The 17,676-nt window shown below is 48.1% G+C and carries 28 protein-coding genes; 20 read left to right on the forward strand and 8 right to left on the reverse strand.

Features of this window, described 5'->3' with window-relative positions:
* Window positions 1–81: 81 nt before the first annotated feature.
* Window positions 82–1,146: a hypothetical protein gene (locus OU814_RS18265; RefSeq protein WP_268184614.1), complete on the forward strand. Its 1,065-nt coding sequence runs from the start codon at window positions 82–84 to the stop codon at window positions 1,144–1,146.
* Here OU814_RS18265 and OU814_RS18270 read toward each other — a convergent pair.
* The 7 genes from OU814_RS18270 to OU814_RS18300 all read right to left on the reverse strand — a co-directional run bounded on the left by OU814_RS18270 (window position 1,143) and on the right by OU814_RS18300 (window position 7,192).
* Window positions 1,143–1,463: a hypothetical protein gene (locus OU814_RS18270; protein WP_268184615.1), complete on the reverse strand. Its 321-nt coding sequence runs from the start codon at window positions 1,461–1,463 to the stop codon at window positions 1,143–1,145. The genes OU814_RS18265 and OU814_RS18270 overlap by 4 nt on opposite strands.
* Window positions 1,447–4,629, reverse strand: a complete 3,183-nt coding sequence (locus OU814_RS18275) for a DUF3854 domain-containing protein (RefSeq protein WP_268184616.1) — start codon at window positions 4,627–4,629, stop codon at window positions 1,447–1,449. Before OU814_RS18275 ends, OU814_RS18270 begins: the two co-directional genes overlap by 17 nt.
* A 409-nt stretch (window positions 4,630–5,038) precedes the next feature.
* On the reverse strand, window positions 5,039–5,725 hold the full coding sequence (locus OU814_RS18280) for a hypothetical protein (protein WP_268184617.1): 687 nt from the start codon (window positions 5,723–5,725) through the stop codon (window positions 5,039–5,041).
* Window positions 5,722–5,913 (reverse strand): hypothetical protein, encoded by a 192-nt coding sequence (locus tag OU814_RS18285; protein WP_268184618.1) that lies wholly within the window; start codon window positions 5,911–5,913, stop codon window positions 5,722–5,724. Before OU814_RS18285 ends, OU814_RS18280 begins: the two co-directional genes overlap by 4 nt.
* A gap of 188 nt (window positions 5,914–6,101) precedes the next feature.
* On the reverse strand, window positions 6,102–6,686 hold the full coding sequence (locus OU814_RS18290; protein WP_268184619.1) for a Uma2 family endonuclease: 585 nt from the start codon (window positions 6,684–6,686) through the stop codon (window positions 6,102–6,104).
* Between the two features lie 6 nt (window positions 6,687–6,692).
* Window positions 6,693–6,899, reverse strand: a complete 207-nt coding sequence (locus OU814_RS18295) for a hypothetical protein (RefSeq protein WP_268184620.1) — start codon at window positions 6,897–6,899, stop codon at window positions 6,693–6,695.
* A gap of 2 nt (window positions 6,900–6,901) precedes the next feature.
* A complete protein-coding gene (locus OU814_RS18300) occupies window positions 6,902–7,192 on the reverse strand; it encodes a hypothetical protein (protein ID WP_268184621.1) in 291 nt (96 codons plus the stop codon).
* A 261-nt stretch (window positions 7,193–7,453) separates the two neighbouring features.
* Between OU814_RS18300 and OU814_RS18305 the strand changes: the two genes are divergently transcribed.
* The 19 genes from OU814_RS18305 (at window position 7,454) to OU814_RS18395 (ending at window position 16,592) form a co-directional block, all read left to right on the forward strand.
* Window positions 7,454–7,615, forward strand: coding sequence for a hypothetical protein (locus tag OU814_RS18305; RefSeq protein ID WP_268184622.1), 162 nt, complete (start codon window positions 7,454–7,456; stop codon window positions 7,613–7,615).
* Complete coding sequence (locus OU814_RS18310) at window positions 7,600–8,046, forward strand: hypothetical protein (protein ID WP_268184623.1); 447 nt, start codon at window positions 7,600–7,602, stop codon at window positions 8,044–8,046. Before OU814_RS18305 ends, OU814_RS18310 begins: the two co-directional genes overlap by 16 nt.
* A 261-nt stretch (window positions 8,047–8,307) precedes the next feature.
* Window positions 8,308–8,652 (forward strand): GIY-YIG nuclease family protein, encoded by a 345-nt coding sequence (locus OU814_RS18315; RefSeq protein ID WP_268184624.1) that lies wholly within the window; start codon window positions 8,308–8,310, stop codon window positions 8,650–8,652.
* 61 nt (window positions 8,653–8,713) lie between these two features.
* Window positions 8,714–9,742, forward strand: coding sequence for a ParM/StbA family protein (locus OU814_RS18320; protein ID WP_268184625.1), 1,029 nt, complete (start codon window positions 8,714–8,716; stop codon window positions 9,740–9,742).
* An 8-nt stretch (window positions 9,743–9,750) separates the two neighbouring features.
* Complete coding sequence (locus OU814_RS18325) at window positions 9,751–10,053, forward strand: hypothetical protein (RefSeq protein WP_268184626.1); 303 nt, start codon at window positions 9,751–9,753, stop codon at window positions 10,051–10,053.
* 10 nt (window positions 10,054–10,063) lie between these two features.
* On the forward strand, window positions 10,064–10,408 hold the full coding sequence (locus OU814_RS18330) for a hypothetical protein (RefSeq protein WP_268184627.1): 345 nt from the start codon (window positions 10,064–10,066) through the stop codon (window positions 10,406–10,408).
* Window positions 10,409–10,642: 234 nt separating this feature from the next.
* Window positions 10,643–10,855, forward strand: a complete 213-nt coding sequence (locus OU814_RS18335) for a hypothetical protein (protein WP_268184628.1) — start codon at window positions 10,643–10,645, stop codon at window positions 10,853–10,855.
* A gap of 24 nt (window positions 10,856–10,879) precedes the next feature.
* A complete protein-coding gene (locus OU814_RS18340) occupies window positions 10,880–11,218 on the forward strand; it encodes a hypothetical protein (protein WP_268184629.1) in 339 nt (112 codons plus the stop codon).
* 77 nt (window positions 11,219–11,295) lie between these two features.
* Window positions 11,296–11,451 (forward strand): hypothetical protein, encoded by a 156-nt coding sequence (locus tag OU814_RS18345; protein WP_268184630.1) that lies wholly within the window; start codon window positions 11,296–11,298, stop codon window positions 11,449–11,451.
* Window positions 11,452–11,521: 70 nt separating this feature from the next.
* Entirely contained in the window at window positions 11,522–11,854 is a 333-nt protein-coding gene (locus OU814_RS18350; protein ID WP_268184631.1) for a hypothetical protein, read from the forward strand.
* Window positions 11,851–12,042 (forward strand): hypothetical protein, encoded by a 192-nt coding sequence (locus OU814_RS18355; protein ID WP_268184632.1) that lies wholly within the window; start codon window positions 11,851–11,853, stop codon window positions 12,040–12,042. The genes OU814_RS18350 and OU814_RS18355 overlap by 4 nt, the downstream gene beginning before the upstream one ends.
* A gap of 3 nt (window positions 12,043–12,045) precedes the next feature.
* Complete coding sequence (locus OU814_RS18360; RefSeq protein ID WP_268184633.1) at window positions 12,046–12,288, forward strand: hypothetical protein; 243 nt, start codon at window positions 12,046–12,048, stop codon at window positions 12,286–12,288.
* On the forward strand, window positions 12,285–12,437 hold the full coding sequence (locus OU814_RS18365) for a hypothetical protein (protein WP_268184634.1): 153 nt from the start codon (window positions 12,285–12,287) through the stop codon (window positions 12,435–12,437). Before OU814_RS18360 ends, OU814_RS18365 begins: the two co-directional genes overlap by 4 nt.
* The gene (locus OU814_RS18370; protein ID WP_268184635.1) at window positions 12,434–12,649 is read left to right on the forward strand and encodes a hypothetical protein; all 216 of its coding nucleotides are present in this window, start codon (window positions 12,434–12,436) and stop codon (window positions 12,647–12,649) included. The genes OU814_RS18365 and OU814_RS18370 overlap by 4 nt, the downstream gene beginning before the upstream one ends.
* Window positions 12,646–13,077, forward strand: coding sequence for a hypothetical protein (locus OU814_RS18375; RefSeq protein WP_268184636.1), 432 nt, complete (start codon window positions 12,646–12,648; stop codon window positions 13,075–13,077). The genes OU814_RS18370 and OU814_RS18375 overlap by 4 nt, the downstream gene beginning before the upstream one ends.
* Window positions 13,077–13,853, forward strand: a complete 777-nt coding sequence (locus OU814_RS18380) for a hypothetical protein (protein WP_268184637.1) — start codon at window positions 13,077–13,079, stop codon at window positions 13,851–13,853. Before OU814_RS18375 ends, OU814_RS18380 begins: the two co-directional genes overlap by 1 nt.
* A complete protein-coding gene (locus tag OU814_RS18385; protein ID WP_268184638.1) occupies window positions 13,792–15,708 on the forward strand; it encodes a hypothetical protein in 1,917 nt (638 codons plus the stop codon). The genes OU814_RS18380 and OU814_RS18385 overlap by 62 nt, the downstream gene beginning before the upstream one ends.
* An 11-nt stretch (window positions 15,709–15,719) precedes the next feature.
* Window positions 15,720–16,085, forward strand: a complete 366-nt coding sequence (locus OU814_RS18390) for a hypothetical protein (protein ID WP_268184639.1) — start codon at window positions 15,720–15,722, stop codon at window positions 16,083–16,085.
* A 219-nt stretch (window positions 16,086–16,304) separates the two neighbouring features.
* Window positions 16,305–16,592, forward strand: a complete 288-nt coding sequence (locus OU814_RS18395; protein WP_268184640.1) for a hypothetical protein — start codon at window positions 16,305–16,307, stop codon at window positions 16,590–16,592.
* Between the two features lie 90 nt (window positions 16,593–16,682).
* Here the strand turns inward: OU814_RS18395 and OU814_RS18400 are convergent, their stop codons facing one another.
* On the reverse strand, window positions 16,683–17,648 hold the full coding sequence (locus OU814_RS18400) for a hypothetical protein (protein WP_268184641.1): 966 nt from the start codon (window positions 17,646–17,648) through the stop codon (window positions 16,683–16,685).
* Window positions 17,649–17,676 lie beyond the last annotated feature (28 nt).

Raw genomic sequence — 17,676 nt, forward strand, 5'->3', positions numbered from 1 at the left:
TCTCTGGTGTGTTTAATCATCTTGAAACATCCTGAATTAACCCAAATCGCGACAAAATTTAGGGCTAGTTTAGGGCTGACTATGGATCAGATTCAAAAAATTAACGATCGCTTGAAAGCCGCATGTGTTCGAGTGCGTGTCATTCCCAAAGGCAAAAACTTAGGGCTACGTGCGACGCTGCCGAAGAAGCCTCAAGACGGCATTGGACGGAAGCAATATGACATCAGCTTGAGAATCCCCGCTTCAAAAGACGGATTCAAACGGGCGGAGCGAGAAGCCTACAAACTAGCTCAGTCACTCGCTGATGGCTCCTTTAGTTGGGATGTCTATCTAACTCCCGACTGCGACCCCAACGAAAAGACGATCTCGCAACTAATCGAAGAATTCAAAGCTGAATATTTCCGCACTCACCCCCGGATCAAAGAAACAACGTGGAACAACACTTGGGCTTCAACATTCCGAAAACTGCCGCAGAATGGGCTTTTGAGCGATTCTATGGTGCTTGCTGTCGTTCTCAGCACAAAAGACAATAGCCGCAATCGAGAGCTAACCTGCGAGCGTTTACAGAAGTTTGGTGAGTTCGCAGGACTGACGATTGATTTGTCCAACTACGTAGGGGATTATGAGCCGAAACCGCGTGATATTCCAGACGATGCCACGATCATCGAATGGCGCGACAAAATCCCTAACGAGCAGTGGCAATGGGCTTACGGTGCGATCGCTGCATTCGGCATTCGTCCGCACGAAGTTTTCGCCTGCGAAATGATTGATCCGTTAACGCTGCGAGTTCACAAGGACACCAAGACAGGTGCAAGAACGACACGAGCGATCCTACCTGAATGGGCAGAAAAATGGAATTTGATCGAGATGAATCCACCAGAAACAACGCAGACAGATAGACGATTGAGAGGGCAATTGGTGAGTCACCAGTTCGGAAGCGATCGATATAACTTGCCGTTCCATCCCTACGATTTGCGTCATGCTTGGGCTTTAAGGGCTTCAGTCATTAAAGGACTGCCGATCAGTACCGCCGCTTCAATGATGGGGCATGGCTCCGATGTCCACACCCGCATTTATCACCGCTGGCTGAACGATGCTCAGAATGAGCGAGTTTATCGATCTCTCATTCTGAAGCAAAACGGCTAGCCCGCACGATACCGCCGCTCTAATGCCTTTCTACAACTTGGAACGTGATAGAGCCATCTCGGAATTTTCCCATTGCCGTTGTTATTAATTTCGCCTTTGGATTCGCTGAATGCCCCATTTAACCGTAAGTTTTGAAGCTGTTTCGGCGATTTGATGCCGTGAGACTTGAGCGCGATCGCTGCCTCTTTCTCTGACATCCAGCCATCAGCGATTGCGGGATGTCCTTCGAGTTGCAATCGGAGTGCCTGAACCTCAGCCATTAATTTCTGCTGATTCAGGTACATTTCGGCGATCAATTTTTCAACGTCGTTCGTCATACAGATCGCCTCCAAAAACTTGTGGACACGGAGCTTCAATTCCTTGCTGTGATTCAGTTGTAGAAATTTGCTTTTCTTCGCTGTACTCAGTCGATTCTGGCTCTGATTGCGTAGTGGGAAGGTCGATTGGGGCGATTACATTGAGCCGTTTTCTAGCGGCTGCGAGTGCCTTTTCTCGCATTTCCCAAGCTTGACTCTGTAAATCTTCCGATACTCGATCGACTGACACAGAGTAAACTCGCTCTCGTTGCTCCCCCCGCCTGCCTTGGGTCTTGAGGCACAGAGATTTTAAGCCAATCTTCTTGAGCAGTTTGCCACAGACATCGACGGGCGTGTGTTGCTTTCTGCCTTTTGAGTCTGTGTATTCAGGTGCGATCGTCAGTCCGAAATAATATCGAAGCTGCTTTGCGTGTTTGACTGCCCATTGCTGGATTGCAATGCAGCGCGGATCAGAATTCGAGAATTTAGCATCACGATCGGCAAGCTGCAAGATCCCGCTCTTCTGGAGCAGTTGAGCGCGAATGTACCGCCGCTTCATCCGATGCGTCATTCCCAAATCATCGGAGCAAATCGCCTCAATCGATTCGCGATCGAGTTCTTTAGTCGCCAAAGTATTCTCGGTTGCCGCCTGCATTTCCGCACCGCGTCCTAATTTGCCACGGTTGCAAATCAGAATCCACAAGCAGTTATCGAGATCGTCAAAATTGATGTCAGGGAAGCGATCGCAGGCTAGAGTTTTCTTCGCCTTGATCTCGTCTTCAAGACTGCATTCAGAAGCCAGAGTCTTATGAGCCGCGTCAGTTGTCTCGTACTTGCCAGAATCTGCCCATCTCTGAGCCTCTTCGAGGTCGATTTCGTCACGAATCTGAACAAGCTCAGCGAGTTCTTCGCTGCATCTGCCCCATTCTTCGGTCTGGACAGTATGCCCTGCTTCATTTAGAAGAGATTCTAAGTAATCACGAGAGATCGCCTTCTGTGCCCCGCGTAGAGCGCACATCTCCGAATAATATTCTTGTGCTGCGAGGCGAATTGCAACTTTACGATCGTCGGTTTCTTCTTCTTCGAGAGCTTCGATCGCATAGTGAGCCGACATTGCAGCACGATCGAGATCCGCTTTCTCGCGAATTGACTTCGGCAGCATCAAGGACTCATCGCCTTGCGTCACAACGAACTTGGGACAGCAGACAAAGCGGGGTACGCTCGGACGATACCGACCCAACATCTGAAACCAGCCGTCCGGGTTGATCGCTCCGACGAAGTAGCCATAAACCGCGTCAAAGCCCTCCCAAGTAATCGAAACACCCGTTCTGACAGAGGGAGAGACGATGAGAAAATCAGGCTGATTCTGCTCTAGCCAAGTATCCGGATCGTCGAAGAATTCAGCAAATGCCCCGCCTCGATTTGTTTCCGAATCAATCCGAATAACCTTCTTGTTAGGGAATTCAGCTTGTAACCGACGATCGAGCTTCTTGCCACTAGCTTGCGAATCGGTCGGAATAAAGAACCGTTTCGATTCTCCGTAACCCAACTCTTCAACAGCATCTAATAGAATCTTGGCTGAAAAGCCGCTCAAGTCACCAGTTCCGATCGCTACCTCCCACATTGCGTTCTGCCGATAATGCTTGAAATAGCGAATATCGGTAGAGCCTGAGAACTTCTTGAGCAGTTCAATCGATCGTGGGTGAATCTCTGCCTCGGCTGAAATAATCGCGCCACTGAATCCGCAGGTGAAACAGATCTCGGCAAAGCGATCGAGGATTTCTGAATGCTTTGACCCTAAATTTCCACCTTCAATCAGATAATCTAAGCCTTGGTTCACCTCGTCCAGTACAAGCAGCAGGGGACGACCGGTTAAAAACCCTTGGGGAATTCGCATCAGAGAATTAAAGCAAATCGCTGCACCATGACGCGCTGAAATATCGCGACAGAAGGCACTATAGCCGTCTTTGTCACTCAAGTCGTAATCAGAACTGTGCGGAATATCTGAGAGCCGTGATCCTTGCGCTCCAAGCGACAGAAGCGGGTCAAGCCGTAGAACATTGCCGCCGTTCTCGATCCACCGTTGTACTGTCCGATTAATGCCCGTGTAGCTCTTACCCGATCCCATATTTGCCGCGATCGCAGTAATTGAGCCGATCGGAATCTCAGAAGGCAACTCAGGCAGATAATCGCCAGTAGTATCGCGATCAGGCGTAATTTGCAGAGTTTTCAGTCTGCGAATGATCTCGAAGTATTGCCGCTTCAGTCCGCATTTCTTCCACTCATCCAGAGTGAGAGATGCCGCGATCGTTGCGTCTAACCAGTCCGCACCCTCTTGAACAAAGGCATCGTCGATCCCTTTCCCGCTTCGGGAATCCCAAGTGGTTACGAAAATATTGCACTTAAACTCTTGAAACGCCTGCCCTAACTTCTTGATCTGCGCTCCAACGTTCGCGACCGTCTTAGGCTTCTCGTCCTGGTCAAACACGATTCGGATCATTCTGCCTTCAGTCGCAAACTCTCGCAGGATTGGGAAAAGCTCAGCTTCTCCTTTACGATGCCAGTTTGCGACACCTCGCAGACAAATCGCTGGATAGCCTTGCTGAGTCAAGAGAACGGCTTTCTTAAGCCCCTCAGTAACACATACAGGCAGACTGCAACGTTTAACAGTTCGCCAGAAAGACTCGCCTTCTAGTGGGACAGCATCGTATTTCTCGAAAACCCTTTCAGCCGTCGCCTGATCAACAAATGGCAAGATCGGCAACGCCTCGCACTTTCCAGGCGTTTCGTATTTAATCTTTTTGCGCTTCTCGAAGTCGATTCGAGGATGTCTCGACTTGAAATAAGCAACTTCTGCGCGATCACCGTCGATTGTACTGCCATAGCTCAGCCAGCCACCTAGAGCCGCATTCTCGTAGCGTCTAAGAATTGATTGAGCAGATCTTGTGACGTACTGAACGCTCTGGCGTTGCGCGATCTCATGCTCTGCCAGAACTTCTACCGCATCATCGCCTTCGATCGTCTGCATATTGAGCGCGATCATCTCGTCGGCGATGCCACTCGATTTCCAGTCCTCTTTTGCCCATTCTTTGACTGTTAGTTCACGATCGAGACGGTTTCTAAAACCCTGAGTCGATCCGCCAATCTCAATGGCTTGAAATTTGCCAAATCCTTTGAAGGAGATCATGGTTGAATCCCTCCGCACTCTTCAAAGAGGGCAATCCATCGATCGACAGTCGTTTTTTCTTTCGGCTTCCGATTAAGTTCGGCAATACGATCGTTTAGCGAAGTTTGAAAGTCTAGTTGGAGCGATCTCTCACAATCGCCCCTGTTAGGTCTAACATGTCTCATATGAGACTTAAGGGAGAAACAGGTTATTTTTCCTGTTGCAAAAAATGAAATTTGTGTCATGATCGAGGTCAAGTAATTTATATCGAGCGCGGCGCAAACCGTGCTTTTTTTGTGTTCAGTTTCGAGAGTAAGCGATCAGAACAAGAAATAGTAGGTCTGATCTATAGAGAGGCATAACCCTCTCAGAGCTTAGGTTTGAGGTCGTTTTTTGCCCGTTTTTCAACCAAAATAGTTCCTTAGAAATTTCAAGCACCCTTGATCCTGTGGGCAAGTTTTCGGAGTCGGTCAAAGCGCTTCGACTGTAAGCTTTTGAACGATTTCAGCTTGCTTCTCAGGGTTGGATTCCCCCGGAGCCGCTTCTGGATGGCTATTTGGCAGAAGTTTAGAAATGCGCCAGACTCATTCCGAGATCGCACCGAATCGGCATACTCGATCGTCCTCAACGCCCGCTTATTTTCAAGTCCGTGCAACATTGCGGGATCTGGCAGACTACCCGAAAGCAGCATTTTAGATTCGCGAGCATTAACTTGATTGCCCCTTGCAGCCGACAGCATCGCCTCACAGTCAAGTTCAAGAATTGTTGTGAGTGCCTCACCTGGGGAGTTAGGGAACCACGATCGCGGATAATTTTGACTTACTTCTGCTTCAATCTCGCTCCAGCCAAACCAGAACAGATCGTAAACGCCAAGGTAGTACGCGACTTCGCCTTCAATGAGGCGTTTCCGCTTCACGTCATCTTTCCCGATCGGGTTTGCTTCCCCTGAAAAGTACGCCGCAAGAGCTTTTTTCAGGTCTTGAAAGTGTTGGTGGACAGCAATAAAGTGCTGTCCTTGCTTGGTCGTCTCAGTTCGATCCCACTCCTCGACGGGTGGCAATCCGTTGCATGTTGCCAAAAGCATTTCTTGATCCGTTGGTGTGACTTTGATCTTCACGACTTGCTAGCCTTCTGATGTTCCTCGATCGCTCTTTCCAGAACAGCGATTGCAGCAGTTGCTCTGCGACCACTACGATGCATTGTTTTCAGCACTTGGATCTGATCTGGATAAAGCTGAATTGTGAACTTAATTTTTTCTTCAGTGGAGTCCATTTGTACTGCCCAAGAAAATACACGAAGAAGCATACAGTAATTAATTCAAAAAGCAAGCCCCAAATAGGAGCAATTTTAATTACTTTGTTGACCTCTTTCATGTCAGAAATAACAACTAACAGTTGTCAGTTTAGTGATTGAACTCTTTACACATCTGCAATCCAGCGATCGCTTGCTGCCTCTGCGATTAGAACGATCGTGCAACTTACAATTTTTGTAAATCACCCTGCATTCAGAACTTGCTCTGCGGTGAGTTGCAAATTTGGGAATGTGGGGGAGACGATCGGATCAGTTCCACGAAACTCTGCTATTCGATAAGAGCCACTTCTCAAGCTCAGAATTGCCACAACTGCGCGACTGGGATCGACTCGCCAGAATTCAGGAATTTGCCGCGCTGCATATTCCTTGGGTTTATCAACGTAATCACGATCGTAGTTCTCTGTTCCGGGCTTCCCTGGCGATACGACTTCGACAACAAGCATGGGAGCAGGCATCGCAATCCGAATCAGTTTTTCGCCTGATAGCAATGCGGTGATGGACTCGTCGGTATGAACGACTAGATCCGGCTGTCGAGCGCTGACATCAGCCGATGTGACCTCGATTTGATGCCCGATCGCAAAACGTCTGGGAGGAATCCCCATTGCCGCAAAAGTGAGCAGTAGAAATGCTGCGATCGTGGAATTGATTGGATCTTCAGTAGGCAAAGCGATCAACTCCCCATCAACCAGTTCATAACGGGTGTCTGTTCCATCGTCATATTCGAGATAGTCCTCGATCGTTCTAAATCGTGGCTTGGCTTGGGTCATGACGATTCACCTCGCTTTGTCCTGCTTCAATTCTTGCTCAATTTGTGAAAGTTCCGCTTCGGTAAGGTCAAATTCTGCGATCGCTGCTTCTCGTTGCGCTTCAGCCAGCGTTAGCAACCATATAGCTTCGGATGTCCCTGCATCGCGCTGAGCTAGTTCAGATTCGTGAAACCTGTCGAGAGCCTCAAAAAACCTTTCTGCTACTGTCTTCACGATTAATCCTCCGTGTTGGTTTCAGAATTTAAGCGATCGCTCTCTTCTGTTGACGATGCTGATTCTGTTTTCTTTGGCTTGCCTGCGCCTGGACGTTTGCCGCCTCTAAGATCCTTCAAGATCTCTGCGTCCGGAGGAATAACGCCTTGAATTTTGCAGTGAATAAAAAGTAATTCTTCTAAATATTCGTTGACACTCTTTCCCGTGCGCTGGGCAAGTTCCTTCAGCGCTTCAATAATGCGCTCATCAATGTAGTAGCCAGCTTTTTTACGGGGCACAGCGATCGTATTCATAACGTTCAAACCTCATTAAATCGTGATTTTTCCACTATAAGCGAACTTTGATTTATCTTGGTACCAATTTGATATAAGCATTCCTTATTTTCATTTTGGTACCATTTTGAAGATAAAAGCCTTTCGATATAAGGCTTATAGCTGTAAAGTCTCTCCCTAGATCACATAAATATTGCTGACTAATACTTGGTACCAGTTTGAAAAGAATCGAGCTATATTAGTTTCAAGCGAGGGGAGAGACAACCCCAAGCGGATGTCCGGGTGACTCTCCGGGCGGGGCAGAACCCCAAACAAAATGAGCGGAAGGTGAGACTCTCCCACCTGAGAAAAGGTAGACATATGTTCGGCGTAGACCAAGCCGAACTCAAACCCGACGAGGGCAGCCGCAAGGTTGAAGACGGTGGCGAGTGGGTAGGACGTTAGCCCACAAACAAGATTCCACACTCGATCGTGCTTCTCATGGGGCCGATCGACTGCTGGATTCTTCCAGCCTCAAACACTACAACGAGGACGCAAAAATGTTTACTTTATTTCTGGGCTTGACGATCGGCTATTGCGCCAACAAATACACGGTCATCGAGACATTAGACGACGGCAAGACAGCCAATGTTGAGATTATTTTCGGGTCATTCATCAAGGACTGTCTCTGGATCTTCGCAGTGCTTGGAGCCGTTGCAAATTGGGCGATCGCGACAGGTCGTAATGTTCGGAATTACTTCGATCGTGCCTTACTTCCTTGGTTGGCTGACTTCGGATGGAAGATCGAGCTTCCGACTTTGCGCCTTCCAGTGATGGCAGCAGACGACGAGTTGAACCAGACCGACCTTGATGAACTGCTCGAAGTTCAAGCTTAATTTCCAATCAAAAAGCCGTCCCTGCCTGAGAAACATTGGACGGCTTCAACCCTACGTCAATAGGATTTCAACTAATGCTATCACTTCAAACGATTCCGGTTCCTGTCAAAACGACGGAGCCAACTTGCTCACAGTGTCGCCACTATGATCGTGGACTTTGCCGCCTCAAAGCTGAGGCTGATTGGGATGACTCCGCTAAAACTTCTCCCATAAGAAAAGCTTGCAAAGTAGCAAGCCTCATTCCGTTCTAGGCGGTGCAACGTGGTTTATCTACTGCACTTCCACGATCGCATCAGCCCCAATCACACAACTCAGCATTATGTTGGCTTTACCGATTCACTGAGCGATCGTATTTCGGATCATCTTGCTGGCACATCCGGCGTAGCGCTAATTCGCGCGGCAAAACAGCGAGGTATCAAGTTCACCGTGGTTCGAGTATGGCGAGGGAATCGCAAACTTGAGAGACATCTTAAAAAGCTCAAGAATGCACCTAAATTCTGTCCCTGCTGCAATCAAAAACCGTGGGAATTGTACCCAGATGGAAAGTTGAAACCAGCGCGGGAAGTAACCGGAAATCGGCTTAAAGAGTATCTACTTTTTGCATAGTTCAAGTGGCTCTAGTACTTGTCTAGAGCCACATTCATCCATTCACAATTAGGAGCATCAAATGACCCCATTGACTGAACTGAAAACGCTCAATTCTCAAACGGGAACTCAGCCAAAGTTAATCAGTATCGAAATCAGCAATTCTCAAGGCAAGCGCTACGGAGAGGGAGATCGCGAACCACTTATCGTCCATTCTGCTTGGACGCATACTGTAGATCGTGTTTCTCGCGGGAAAGGAACTCAGTCCAGCCCGCAAATTCAAACCCAAGATGATGGCTTAGTTTGGTTTGGTGAAATTCCCGCATTAGGAGAGCATCAATCGATCGCAACACTCGGAAAGGACAAGTCAGAGATTGCGCGATTCTTGCTGTATCCGTTGCTCCGAGAGGATGACAACGGCGGGGCACATGACGGGCATCTCCGCATTGTCATGAGTCATCACAGTTACTTCGATCCTGAGATTCAACGCCGGATCGAAAAGCAGACTTTAGGGCGGCATCAATTCACCCGCAACGGGCGCGATATTGATGTCATCGTCGATTCAGTTGATTTAGTTCCCGAAGGCGTAGGCGCTTACTGGTTAGCGTCTGAACTGGGGCAATTGAACTCTGGCTACAGTCTGACGATCGAGATTGGTTATCGCACAACCGAGGTTTGGTTAGTCAACGATGCAGGTGAGCCGATTAAAGGTGAGCCGATTCAGTTTGGGGTGTTCAATCTGGCATCTGCGATTGCGTCTGATGACGAAGTGAGATCTGCCTTACTCGGAACGACTGATACCCCTAAGCAGGTGCGAGATAGTCAGATTGCGATCGCACTGAAGCAGGGCAAAATCGCAAAGCTTGATTCTCAACAATGGGATTTGATCAAGACTCGTCATTTGGAACGCTGGAAAGACGATGTGATTGGCATGGTGTTCGCTCAGCATGAATCGAGTTTGGCTCAGGCAGAGCAGATTCTATTTTCAGGTGGAGGAGCCGCGCTTCTAAGAGAAAGATTGCGCCGCGCTAACCCGAATTTCTGGGTAGACGGTGATGCTCAGACAGCGAGTGTAAGAGGTTCTTACTATCACTTTCTAAGTCGCGTCTAGGGGGAAAAATGGCGCAACGAAAAAACTCGGTAGTGTTGACTGCCACCGCATTATCAAAACTGCAAGTACTGGTGAGTACTGGTGAGTTTTGCTCACTCGATGATGCAGCATCGCACATCATCACATCAGTACTGGGCAGTACTGGGCAGTACTCACTCAAAACAGACTTAATTCTGCCTAAAACCGATTCAGTGAGTAGCAGTACTCAAGAGTACAAGGCGAATACCGCTCAAAACGCTGAAAAGCCAGTACAGGCAACGGCTTCATCTGAATCTAAGCCGAATTTAGCTCAATCACTTCGCTCAATCTAAGGAGAACTTCATGCGTTCAATCACTGCTTATAAGTCGAAATTAACAACCGCGATCGCTCAGATTTATGGACGAAACTTGCAAAATGCTACCGAAGATCAACTGTCCAAATTGATTTCAGATTGCTTGTCGAACTTCAGGCAATCTGACTATAACGGCGTTTTTCGAGGTTCAAAAATCTATCTTTCTCGCGATAAGGACGGGGTTAACCTTTCCGTCGAGGTCACGCCAGAGAGCAAAATTGATGCACTGCGAACTCTGTCGATTCTGGCGAATATTGCAGCAGATCGAGAGGCAGAGAAAGCCACCGCTCAGCAGGTTGAATCAGCACTGAACCGAGTTATCGAACCATGCTGATTAATCATCGGCTCAGAATCAAACGACAACCACGATCGTTGCTCAACGTAACCATCGGGCACAATCCGCACCTGCTTGCGAAATACGATCGTGCTTCTACCGCAGCTTTGATGAGACTGAATTTACAAAATTTGGGAATCAGAAAATGCTGAATGATGTTGATTGGTAGATCGAATAGTTCCCCAAGATGCTCAGTTAGACGAGTCGCAAAACACATGTTTAGGACTCTCAATCATGGTTCTCGAAAACGTTAATTTCCACATCGACAACAGCACGATCGTCATTGATCCGAAGCCAGGACATACAGGCAGTGCGGCTCACAACTTACAACCGATCATCCGGGCTGTGCAGTCCACTCATCCAGCCGCAGAGCAATGCGAGCGAGCGCGGCTCTTAGTCAACGGTGAGTATGTTGATCTGACAATCAGCCTTCTCTTCTCTGCTTAGTAAATATCACACGGAGAAATAACTATGTCCGAACTGTTCAAAGCTGTTTCTGCCTTCTACGGCGGTGATTCACTGCTCAAAGGTAGCTTCGTCGATTTAAGTTTCCTAATTTCTGATATTGGCAGATCGCTCATTTCTGGCGATGCGATCGAGCTAAAACGCTCTGACAAATTCATGACTGTTCGGAAGCAGGCTGAGCAAATTTCTCGACTGGACACCATCGTTTGCTTAGCTCGAATCACAGCAGTGCTTGAAACCAAACTCAAAACACTGCCAGCGGACGAACTCGAAACACTTGATCGGATGCGAGAAATTTCTAGAAGTGCCGAATTTCCGAAACGACTCGCAGATCGCAATCTCTAACATCAAAAAGCCGATCGTCCAGCCTGTGACAAGGAAAACGATCGGCTCACTCCCCCTACTATCGAGGTTCTTTCATTATGTCGAAAAAACTTAAGTCGCGCTTAACCGGAATTGCGGTTATGGGCTTCATTCTGTTCGTCGCAATGCGCCATGCAGCGTATGTTCGATCACTCGAAGTCAATCAAATTCCAAACGATCGACCAGCGATTACTCAGTTTGACCAGAAACGCTAATTAAAATGCCGTCCCCAGCTACCAACTAACGGACGGCACTACCCACAAATCACTTGAGGATTTTTCAATTATGACTCAATCAATTGGCTATTACGGCGGAGATTACGACATTCCCGAAATCAAGGAATTCGCAGAACGATTTGAGGATTCAGCGGGCAACTGCAAACTGTCTGACAACGATCAAGCGGCATTAGTTGCAGTGCTTGGGGTTCATGCTTGGGGGTTGAAGTCCGGGCTTCAAGATGATTTCTGGACAAGCGTTTCAGACGCGATCGGGGATGGCGTTGAAACCTCAATGGAAAACGAATCGGCAAACGATCCGATGCTGTTTGCGCTGGAAAGCTTATCGACTCTGACAGACCCAATTCAGTGTTGGGCAGTCATTGCTTGGTTAATTCAATGATTGACCTCAAAGACGAATTCATCCCACACCCGCTCGAACATATGGCTTCAGAGCGTGTGAAAGCAACAATGCAGCAGATTCGTAGCATCGTCGAGAATTCAGGCTTGGATGAAGACGAGTTACCTGATCTGCAATTCCTGATTGAAGACCTTGCCAATGATTTAGAAAACCTAATCCCGGAGGATTAAACCGTGAGCCTTTGGCATATTTCGATCGCTTCTAGATCAGATATTTGTCCCGGCAATCTCACGGCGGAATATGCAGGAAAGTTAGCTGATGCCCTCGAATTAGAAGCTTTCCTGCATTCCGAAGATGGGCAATGGTACGGATTTTCAGAAGATGAAGACGACACGGTTCGATGGTTTGAGCTTTCACCTGCACTCTGGCAACGATTAGCAACGCTTGGAAACACTTATGAGGATATCGATCCATGAACTATCACCGTGACGACGGCTCTAGCGTGGGAGGAATGATGACGATCGTGTTCGTCCTAATCGCTTTCATCGCTGGCTACTGGATACGTGACCAGGGTGTTCGACTCAAGATTGATATTCCCGCGATCGAGCAACGGAGGGCGAAATGACACGTTTTTTCATTCAATGTCTCACGATCGCAATCTCGTTAGGCGCAATCATCCAAGGCTGTCAGTCTGTCAGCCATAAGCCGCAAATCGAACCGATTAAAGGCTTTGAAGTACCCGCCGATCGTCCAGCAACCGAACCATCCGACCGGATTAAAAACAACACAATCCGACCGGATGAAGTTCAACGAATCGAGCAACGGAGGTCGAAATGAGCCTACTAGAATTTCATCCAAAGTACAGACCATTTGTGGCTAGCGCTGTCCTTGCCCTCTGCTCCTTTCCTGCTCTGTGGCACGGCTACCGATACCAATCCGCAAATGACGAGCGCAGAACAGCTACAGAGCAGGCAGAGCAGTCTATTGCCCTCAGCGACGAGCAGACTATCAGGAATGAGCAAATTGCCCTCAAACGGGCAGAGCGATGCGTACTGATTAACGAGAAATTCCCGTTAGTCGAAGGCGGCAAAGTGTTCTACGACCCAAAGATGAGAAAGGATTCTAGATTGCTACCAGAAGGGACAAAGCTTTGCTCCAAATCTGGCATCACAGCGATCGTGGATGAGGCGGGAACGGTAAGCAGCATTAAGCAAGCGCCGATCGAGAAGGTAAACCAAATCTTGAAACAACGAGGACTCATTTAATGGCGCTACGCAATTCCCAAGAAAACCGCACCCCTCACCCGAAAGTAGTCACGGGTGATCGTGAGGTTGACAAAAACAGTCCAGAATTCAAGGATTTCAACGCGAAATCGAACCCACCAAGCGCTTCACCGTTAGCCATGTTGGGCGATCTTGCCCAAGGCTTGATGCAAATTGCATTGGACAAGAATCTCTGGATGATTGCAGGCTATGGATTCGCGGGAATGTCGGTCGCTGTTTCAATGGTCGGCTATTCTAAATGGCTTGCTCCTGTGATGGCTCAATCGCTCAATATCGCGGGAATCCCGGTAGGTTTGGGCGTTGGTATCATCACCGGAAGCGCGATCGCGTTGTTCATCCAGTGGAAGCAGATTGAACCCGTCATTTACAAGCTCGATCCAGATTTAGCCGATGCTCTCGCCTTCAAGCTGGGGTTACAGAGATTTGTTAACCCCAAGGAAACGCAAGACTCGCCCACATTGCTGCCGAAAGCGAAGGCTTGGGCACGGCGCGCTCATGATAAAGCCGATCGTGAGTCTGAAATGCTCCGTTATGCGCTCTACTTCCTGGAATCTGGCTTCGCCTTCGCAACCTTCCCGCTCATTCTCAACGGCGTTTTACACATTCCCGGATTGATTGCGGCTGCAATGGCGATCGGTGGATGTGAGATGGGCTATCGCTTTGGCATCCAGGCTCAAAAGAAACGCCTAACAGCGCGTGAGTCTCAGAAGTACCGGATTCAAAAGCGCATTCTGCGTTCTCAAGCTGAATCGAAATAACTCAATCAAAAATGCGATCGCACCTTTGCCCGGACGCGATCGCTTTTGTCCTTTTACCCTACGAGGTGCAAGAACGATGTCTAGCTTATCCCGTTACGGAAAAAGCGCGATCGACAAAACTTATCCTGATGCCGAAGAGTCAGTCTTTGGTCACATGGTTTTAGAACTTGGCATGTCGCCAGAGCAAGCCGTACAGAACCTACGTCCGTGGGTGAGAGATTTAGACCGTTCCGCAACGATGAGCAAAAACACTTGCTACGGCGCTACGGCGATCGGCGCGGGTGTTGGGCTTTTAGTTGGGGCGACGATGGGCGTGGGAATTGTAGCAGCGCTTCCAATCATTGCGGCTGGTTATAGCTTTCTACTGGCTCAACAATCAGCGAAAGAACAAACCACGAGGGAGTCTGAGTACTTACTGCTCAAGTCCTGCCCTGAATTGCTCAAACTGATCTACGCGCTCACTAAGCGAGGATTGCCCAAGGAAGCCTTAATCGAGTGTTATGACGAACTTCTAGGCAGTTTTACCGCACACCATCAATCACGGGCAGCGCTAGGCGTGAGTGATGAGCTTGATCATGATATCGTCCGAAGTTTTCAAGAGATTGTGAATCGTAAATGTGAGGCGGAGAACTTGGGACGGCAAATTGTTTCTGAAGCGCAAGACTTCAGATTCGATACGCTCTATCAATCGTCGGAGCCATCCGCACCACGAGTTGAACTACCGCAAGCCTCACCCGCTCCCATCGGGAATCAAACCAGGCTCGGAGCCGTGGAAGTTCCCGCAACATCCGCGCAACCGTTCACAATCCCGATCGTCTCTCCTGAATCAAAGCTGTTCGATTGGACCTTGCTCAACACTGCTTATGATGACTTCCCTCACTTGCTCATGCTGGGCAAGACTGGAGCAGGTAAGAGCTTTCTGGCTGAGTATTTGGGGCGATTCTTGAATGGATCGACGATCGTGATTACTCCCAAGAAGAAGCCGAAAGACTTTATCGGGATGCAGGTGATCGGCGTGCCCTATGACTTTGCAACGATCGCGGCGAATATTGGGGGACTATCGAAATTGGTTAAGGACAGGGAAGCTGAGATGAACCAGACCGGGAAAGAAGACTTTCTGCCGATCAACGTGATTCTGGATGAAGTCCCTACGTTTGTTGCTGGTTGCAACGATCTAAAGCTTGATGTGGTCAAGGATCTGAAATTCATCATTCGAGCAGGCAGGACAAGCAAAGTTCGCCTGATTCTGTTGGCTCAAGGGCAAGAAGTGAAGACACTCGGAATTGAGGGAGAAGGTAGTCTACGAGACAACCTCAGCTACGTCTACCTCAAAGGATTTGCAGAGAAGCAGGCGCAGGATCTGAAGCTGGACATTTCCACATACGATCGTCCCTGCATTATCGACAGTAAGGTTGCCGAGATTGCGGCTCTACTTGAATTGGCAAATCAGAAGTTGAGGGAAAAACCGCCGATCGCGTCTACTCCAGAAGCCCTTGATCGGATGTATCGAATGGAGTCTGAAGAACCACAAGCTTCAAGTCATGAGGTTGAAGAATCGGTATGCGAGACTGATTCACTTTTGCCAAAGATTCAGGCAGCTTTCCCTCAGTGGAAGCCAAAATCAATCGAGGTTGCTTCGACGATCGTGGATTGGTTAGCAGCACGCTCAGACAAGTCGTTTGCCCCATACGAAATTCGTAAATCAATTCGACGGCTCAAGGATGATTCAAGCTTACCGACCGAGAAAATCAAAACTGTTTTGGATGTTTTGGTAACGGCTCAATTCTTGATCGAATCAGAGGGTAAGTACTCGATCACACCCAATGCACCCAATACCGAAGAGTACGATTTCTAGGAGCATGAAACGTGGAATTTCAAGAAGTTGTTAAAGCAACTCAGCAGAGTCGAACCTTCAAAATCAAACAACCTAGATTCTGGGTATTGTGTCATCTATATTTACCTGATGAAGTTGCAGAGCATTTGAGCGCGATCGAGGTTTCTAAAGTCAGAGGACAATACCTTTTAGGCTTTAACTTTAAGCCAGAAAAGGGCGAATACTTTCCCTACTGCGGTCACATCTGGAGAGTAAAGAACAACCCGATTCAATTCCCTGCTAGATATAAGACAAAAGGACGAAAAGAGCCACCGTTTGTCATGGCGGAGTATGTAACAACTTGCGATAGTGAAGCCGAAATATTTACGGCAATGCTTGACCTTTCAATTAACAGTTAGCTTTCTCTCACGAGACACGAGACGGAATTCTGAGGGGTGGCAAAAAAGGGCGAGACACCTTGTCTCGTGGTTGTCTCGTCTGTCTCGCGAGATTTGTCTCGTGATTTTGTCTCGTCTGTCTCGTGGATCAGAGGCGGTTACGATCGTTCATTGAAACTATCAGTGAAAGCGATCCGCCTTGCAGCATCACAACTAAAAAAACAAGGAGAAAATTCAACCATGAAACTTTCAGAAATCTTGAATGAATTACTCGATCGTGGCTTCAATCCCAACTTCAACAGCACAGGGATTCTTTGCGAAATTAACCTCGATAATTGCAGTTTTGGACTAACGATCGCTCCTTCTTACTCTGAGTTTATTCGCTGCGTTGCTTGGGAAAGTTATGCTGGATCGGATTATTTCGATCGTTTGTTTCCATCCTTGAAAGAAGCATTGTTTTCCGCGCAAATGGCAGCAGTTTTAGACACCGCCAGACTGACGGAAGAAATCGCACATCTTGGAAATTGAGCCACTTACAAATTTTGTAAATCCCCAAATTCAAACAAACAAAATCGGGACGATCGTTCTGATCGTCCCGGTTCTTCTATTTGTAAATGGCTAAAATTCTGCACTCACTTTAATGATTGTGACCAGTGAGTATACGCCAGTCGCAGGAATAGTCGCATTATATGCAGCAGTGGAATTGTTAGGGAAAATCGCGTTGAGATTAATATTTGAGGCAGTGCTAGGGTTTTGAGTGCAAAGCGGATTGCCAACCCGCTTATTCTGCTTGAACGGGATGAATACATTAATCGGGGTTCCAGCCAGCAGATACCCATCAGCGGTTACTTGGATTTCCTCATAGTATCTCTGACATAAATCCAGTTCTTGCGAAACCAGTCTTGGTTCAATCCGTGAGGGCAGTGATAGTCCAGGCATCGCTACAACGTTGGCTATGTCGATCGTCCCTGTTCCACCCCATGAAATTGCTGCGCCTGCTTGGGATGCGACGCTACTTCCTGCCTGTAACCAGAATTGAAGCCTCAAACAGTCATCAGTGCCGATCGTTTTGCTGGCGATGGATGGAACAACAAACGTCATCGAGAATTGCTGCCAAGTCGAAGACAGAGTAACAAGTTGCCCTGCCCCCGGAACAACCGGGCTTCCTCCTGTGCCGAAGTTTTGGAGCAAATTCACGCCGATCGTTTTGCTTGCAATCGACGATCTCGCCCAAAATCTAACTGTAATCGTTTGACCAGCGAATGTTCTAACTGACTCGATCGACTGTGATAAAACCCAATATGACCCTACACCGAGCGATGAACCTTGAGAGGTGTTTGCAATTCTAAGGTAGTTGCTCGGTTCATATGGGACTTCCGGTTGCCCCGGTGAAAATGATTGCTGTGAAACAGATCCGGTTGGATTTGTGCCGCCACTCGCATTCATCAAGATTTGCCAACGATCGAGCGTGTAAGCTCCATCAACAAATGAATAGCTAGTTGCGCCACGCTGATTAATGCGAAACTCACCGTTAATAACTGAATTGACCAATGAGACAGGTTGCGCCGAAATTCCTCTGAGCATACGGTTTGGGTGTCGATGTGAGTACCAT

It is taken from the genome of Leptolyngbya sp. GGD, from assembly GCF_026735145.1.
Lineage (GTDB): Bacteria > Cyanobacteriota > Cyanobacteriia > Leptolyngbyales > Leptolyngbyaceae > Leptolyngbya > Leptolyngbya boryana.

What these genes read in the sequence shown, in the direction of transcription:
- OU814_RS18320 (WP_268184625.1), top strand. Translation starts at nt 8,714, where the DNA reads ATGACCCCATTGACTGAACTGAAAACGCTCAATTCTCAAACGGGAACT.
- OU814_RS18270 (WP_268184615.1), bottom strand. Translation starts at nt 1,463, where the DNA reads ATGACGAACGACGTTGAAAAATTGATCGCCGAAATGTACCTGAATCAG.
- OU814_RS18265 (WP_268184614.1), top strand. Translation starts at nt 82, where the DNA reads ATGGATCAGATTCAAAAAATTAACGATCGCTTGAAAGCCGCATGTGTT.
- OU814_RS18395 (WP_268184640.1), top strand. Translation starts at nt 16,305, where the DNA reads ATGAAACTTTCAGAAATCTTGAATGAATTACTCGATCGTGGCTTCAAT.
- OU814_RS18290 (WP_268184619.1), bottom strand. Translation starts at nt 6,686, where the DNA reads ATGACCCAAGCCAAGCCACGATTTAGAACGATCGAGGACTATCTCGAA.
- OU814_RS18275 (WP_268184616.1), bottom strand. Translation starts at nt 4,629, where the DNA reads ATGATCTCCTTCAAAGGATTTGGCAAATTTCAAGCCATTGAGATTGGC.
- OU814_RS18330 (WP_268184627.1), top strand. Translation starts at nt 10,064, where the DNA reads ATGCGTTCAATCACTGCTTATAAGTCGAAATTAACAACCGCGATCGCT.
- OU814_RS18365 (WP_268184634.1), top strand. Translation starts at nt 12,285, where the DNA reads ATGAACTATCACCGTGACGACGGCTCTAGCGTGGGAGGAATGATGACG.
- OU814_RS18370 (WP_268184635.1), top strand. Translation starts at nt 12,434, where the DNA reads ATGACACGTTTTTTCATTCAATGTCTCACGATCGCAATCTCGTTAGGC.
- OU814_RS18375 (WP_268184636.1), top strand. Translation starts at nt 12,646, where the DNA reads ATGAGCCTACTAGAATTTCATCCAAAGTACAGACCATTTGTGGCTAGC.
- OU814_RS18340 (WP_268184629.1), top strand. Translation starts at nt 10,880, where the DNA reads ATGTCCGAACTGTTCAAAGCTGTTTCTGCCTTCTACGGCGGTGATTCA.
- OU814_RS18335 (WP_268184628.1), top strand. Translation starts at nt 10,643, where the DNA reads ATGGTTCTCGAAAACGTTAATTTCCACATCGACAACAGCACGATCGTC.
- OU814_RS18300 (WP_268184621.1), bottom strand. Translation starts at nt 7,192, where the DNA reads ATGAATACGATCGCTGTGCCCCGTAAAAAAGCTGGCTACTACATTGAT.
- OU814_RS18355 (WP_268184632.1), top strand. Translation starts at nt 11,851, where the DNA reads ATGATTGACCTCAAAGACGAATTCATCCCACACCCGCTCGAACATATG.
- OU814_RS18400 (WP_268184641.1), bottom strand. Translation starts at nt 17,648, where the DNA reads ATGCTCAGAGGAATTTCGGCGCAACCTGTCTCATTGGTCAATTCAGTT.
- OU814_RS18350 (WP_268184631.1), top strand. Translation starts at nt 11,522, where the DNA reads ATGACTCAATCAATTGGCTATTACGGCGGAGATTACGACATTCCCGAA.
- OU814_RS18345 (WP_268184630.1), top strand. Translation starts at nt 11,296, where the DNA reads ATGTCGAAAAAACTTAAGTCGCGCTTAACCGGAATTGCGGTTATGGGC.
- OU814_RS18325 (WP_268184626.1), top strand. Translation starts at nt 9,751, where the DNA reads ATGGCGCAACGAAAAAACTCGGTAGTGTTGACTGCCACCGCATTATCA.
- OU814_RS18285 (WP_268184618.1), bottom strand. Translation starts at nt 5,913, where the DNA reads ATGCTTCTTCGTGTATTTTCTTGGGCAGTACAAATGGACTCCACTGAA.
- OU814_RS18380 (WP_268184637.1), top strand. Translation starts at nt 13,077, where the DNA reads ATGGCGCTACGCAATTCCCAAGAAAACCGCACCCCTCACCCGAAAGTA.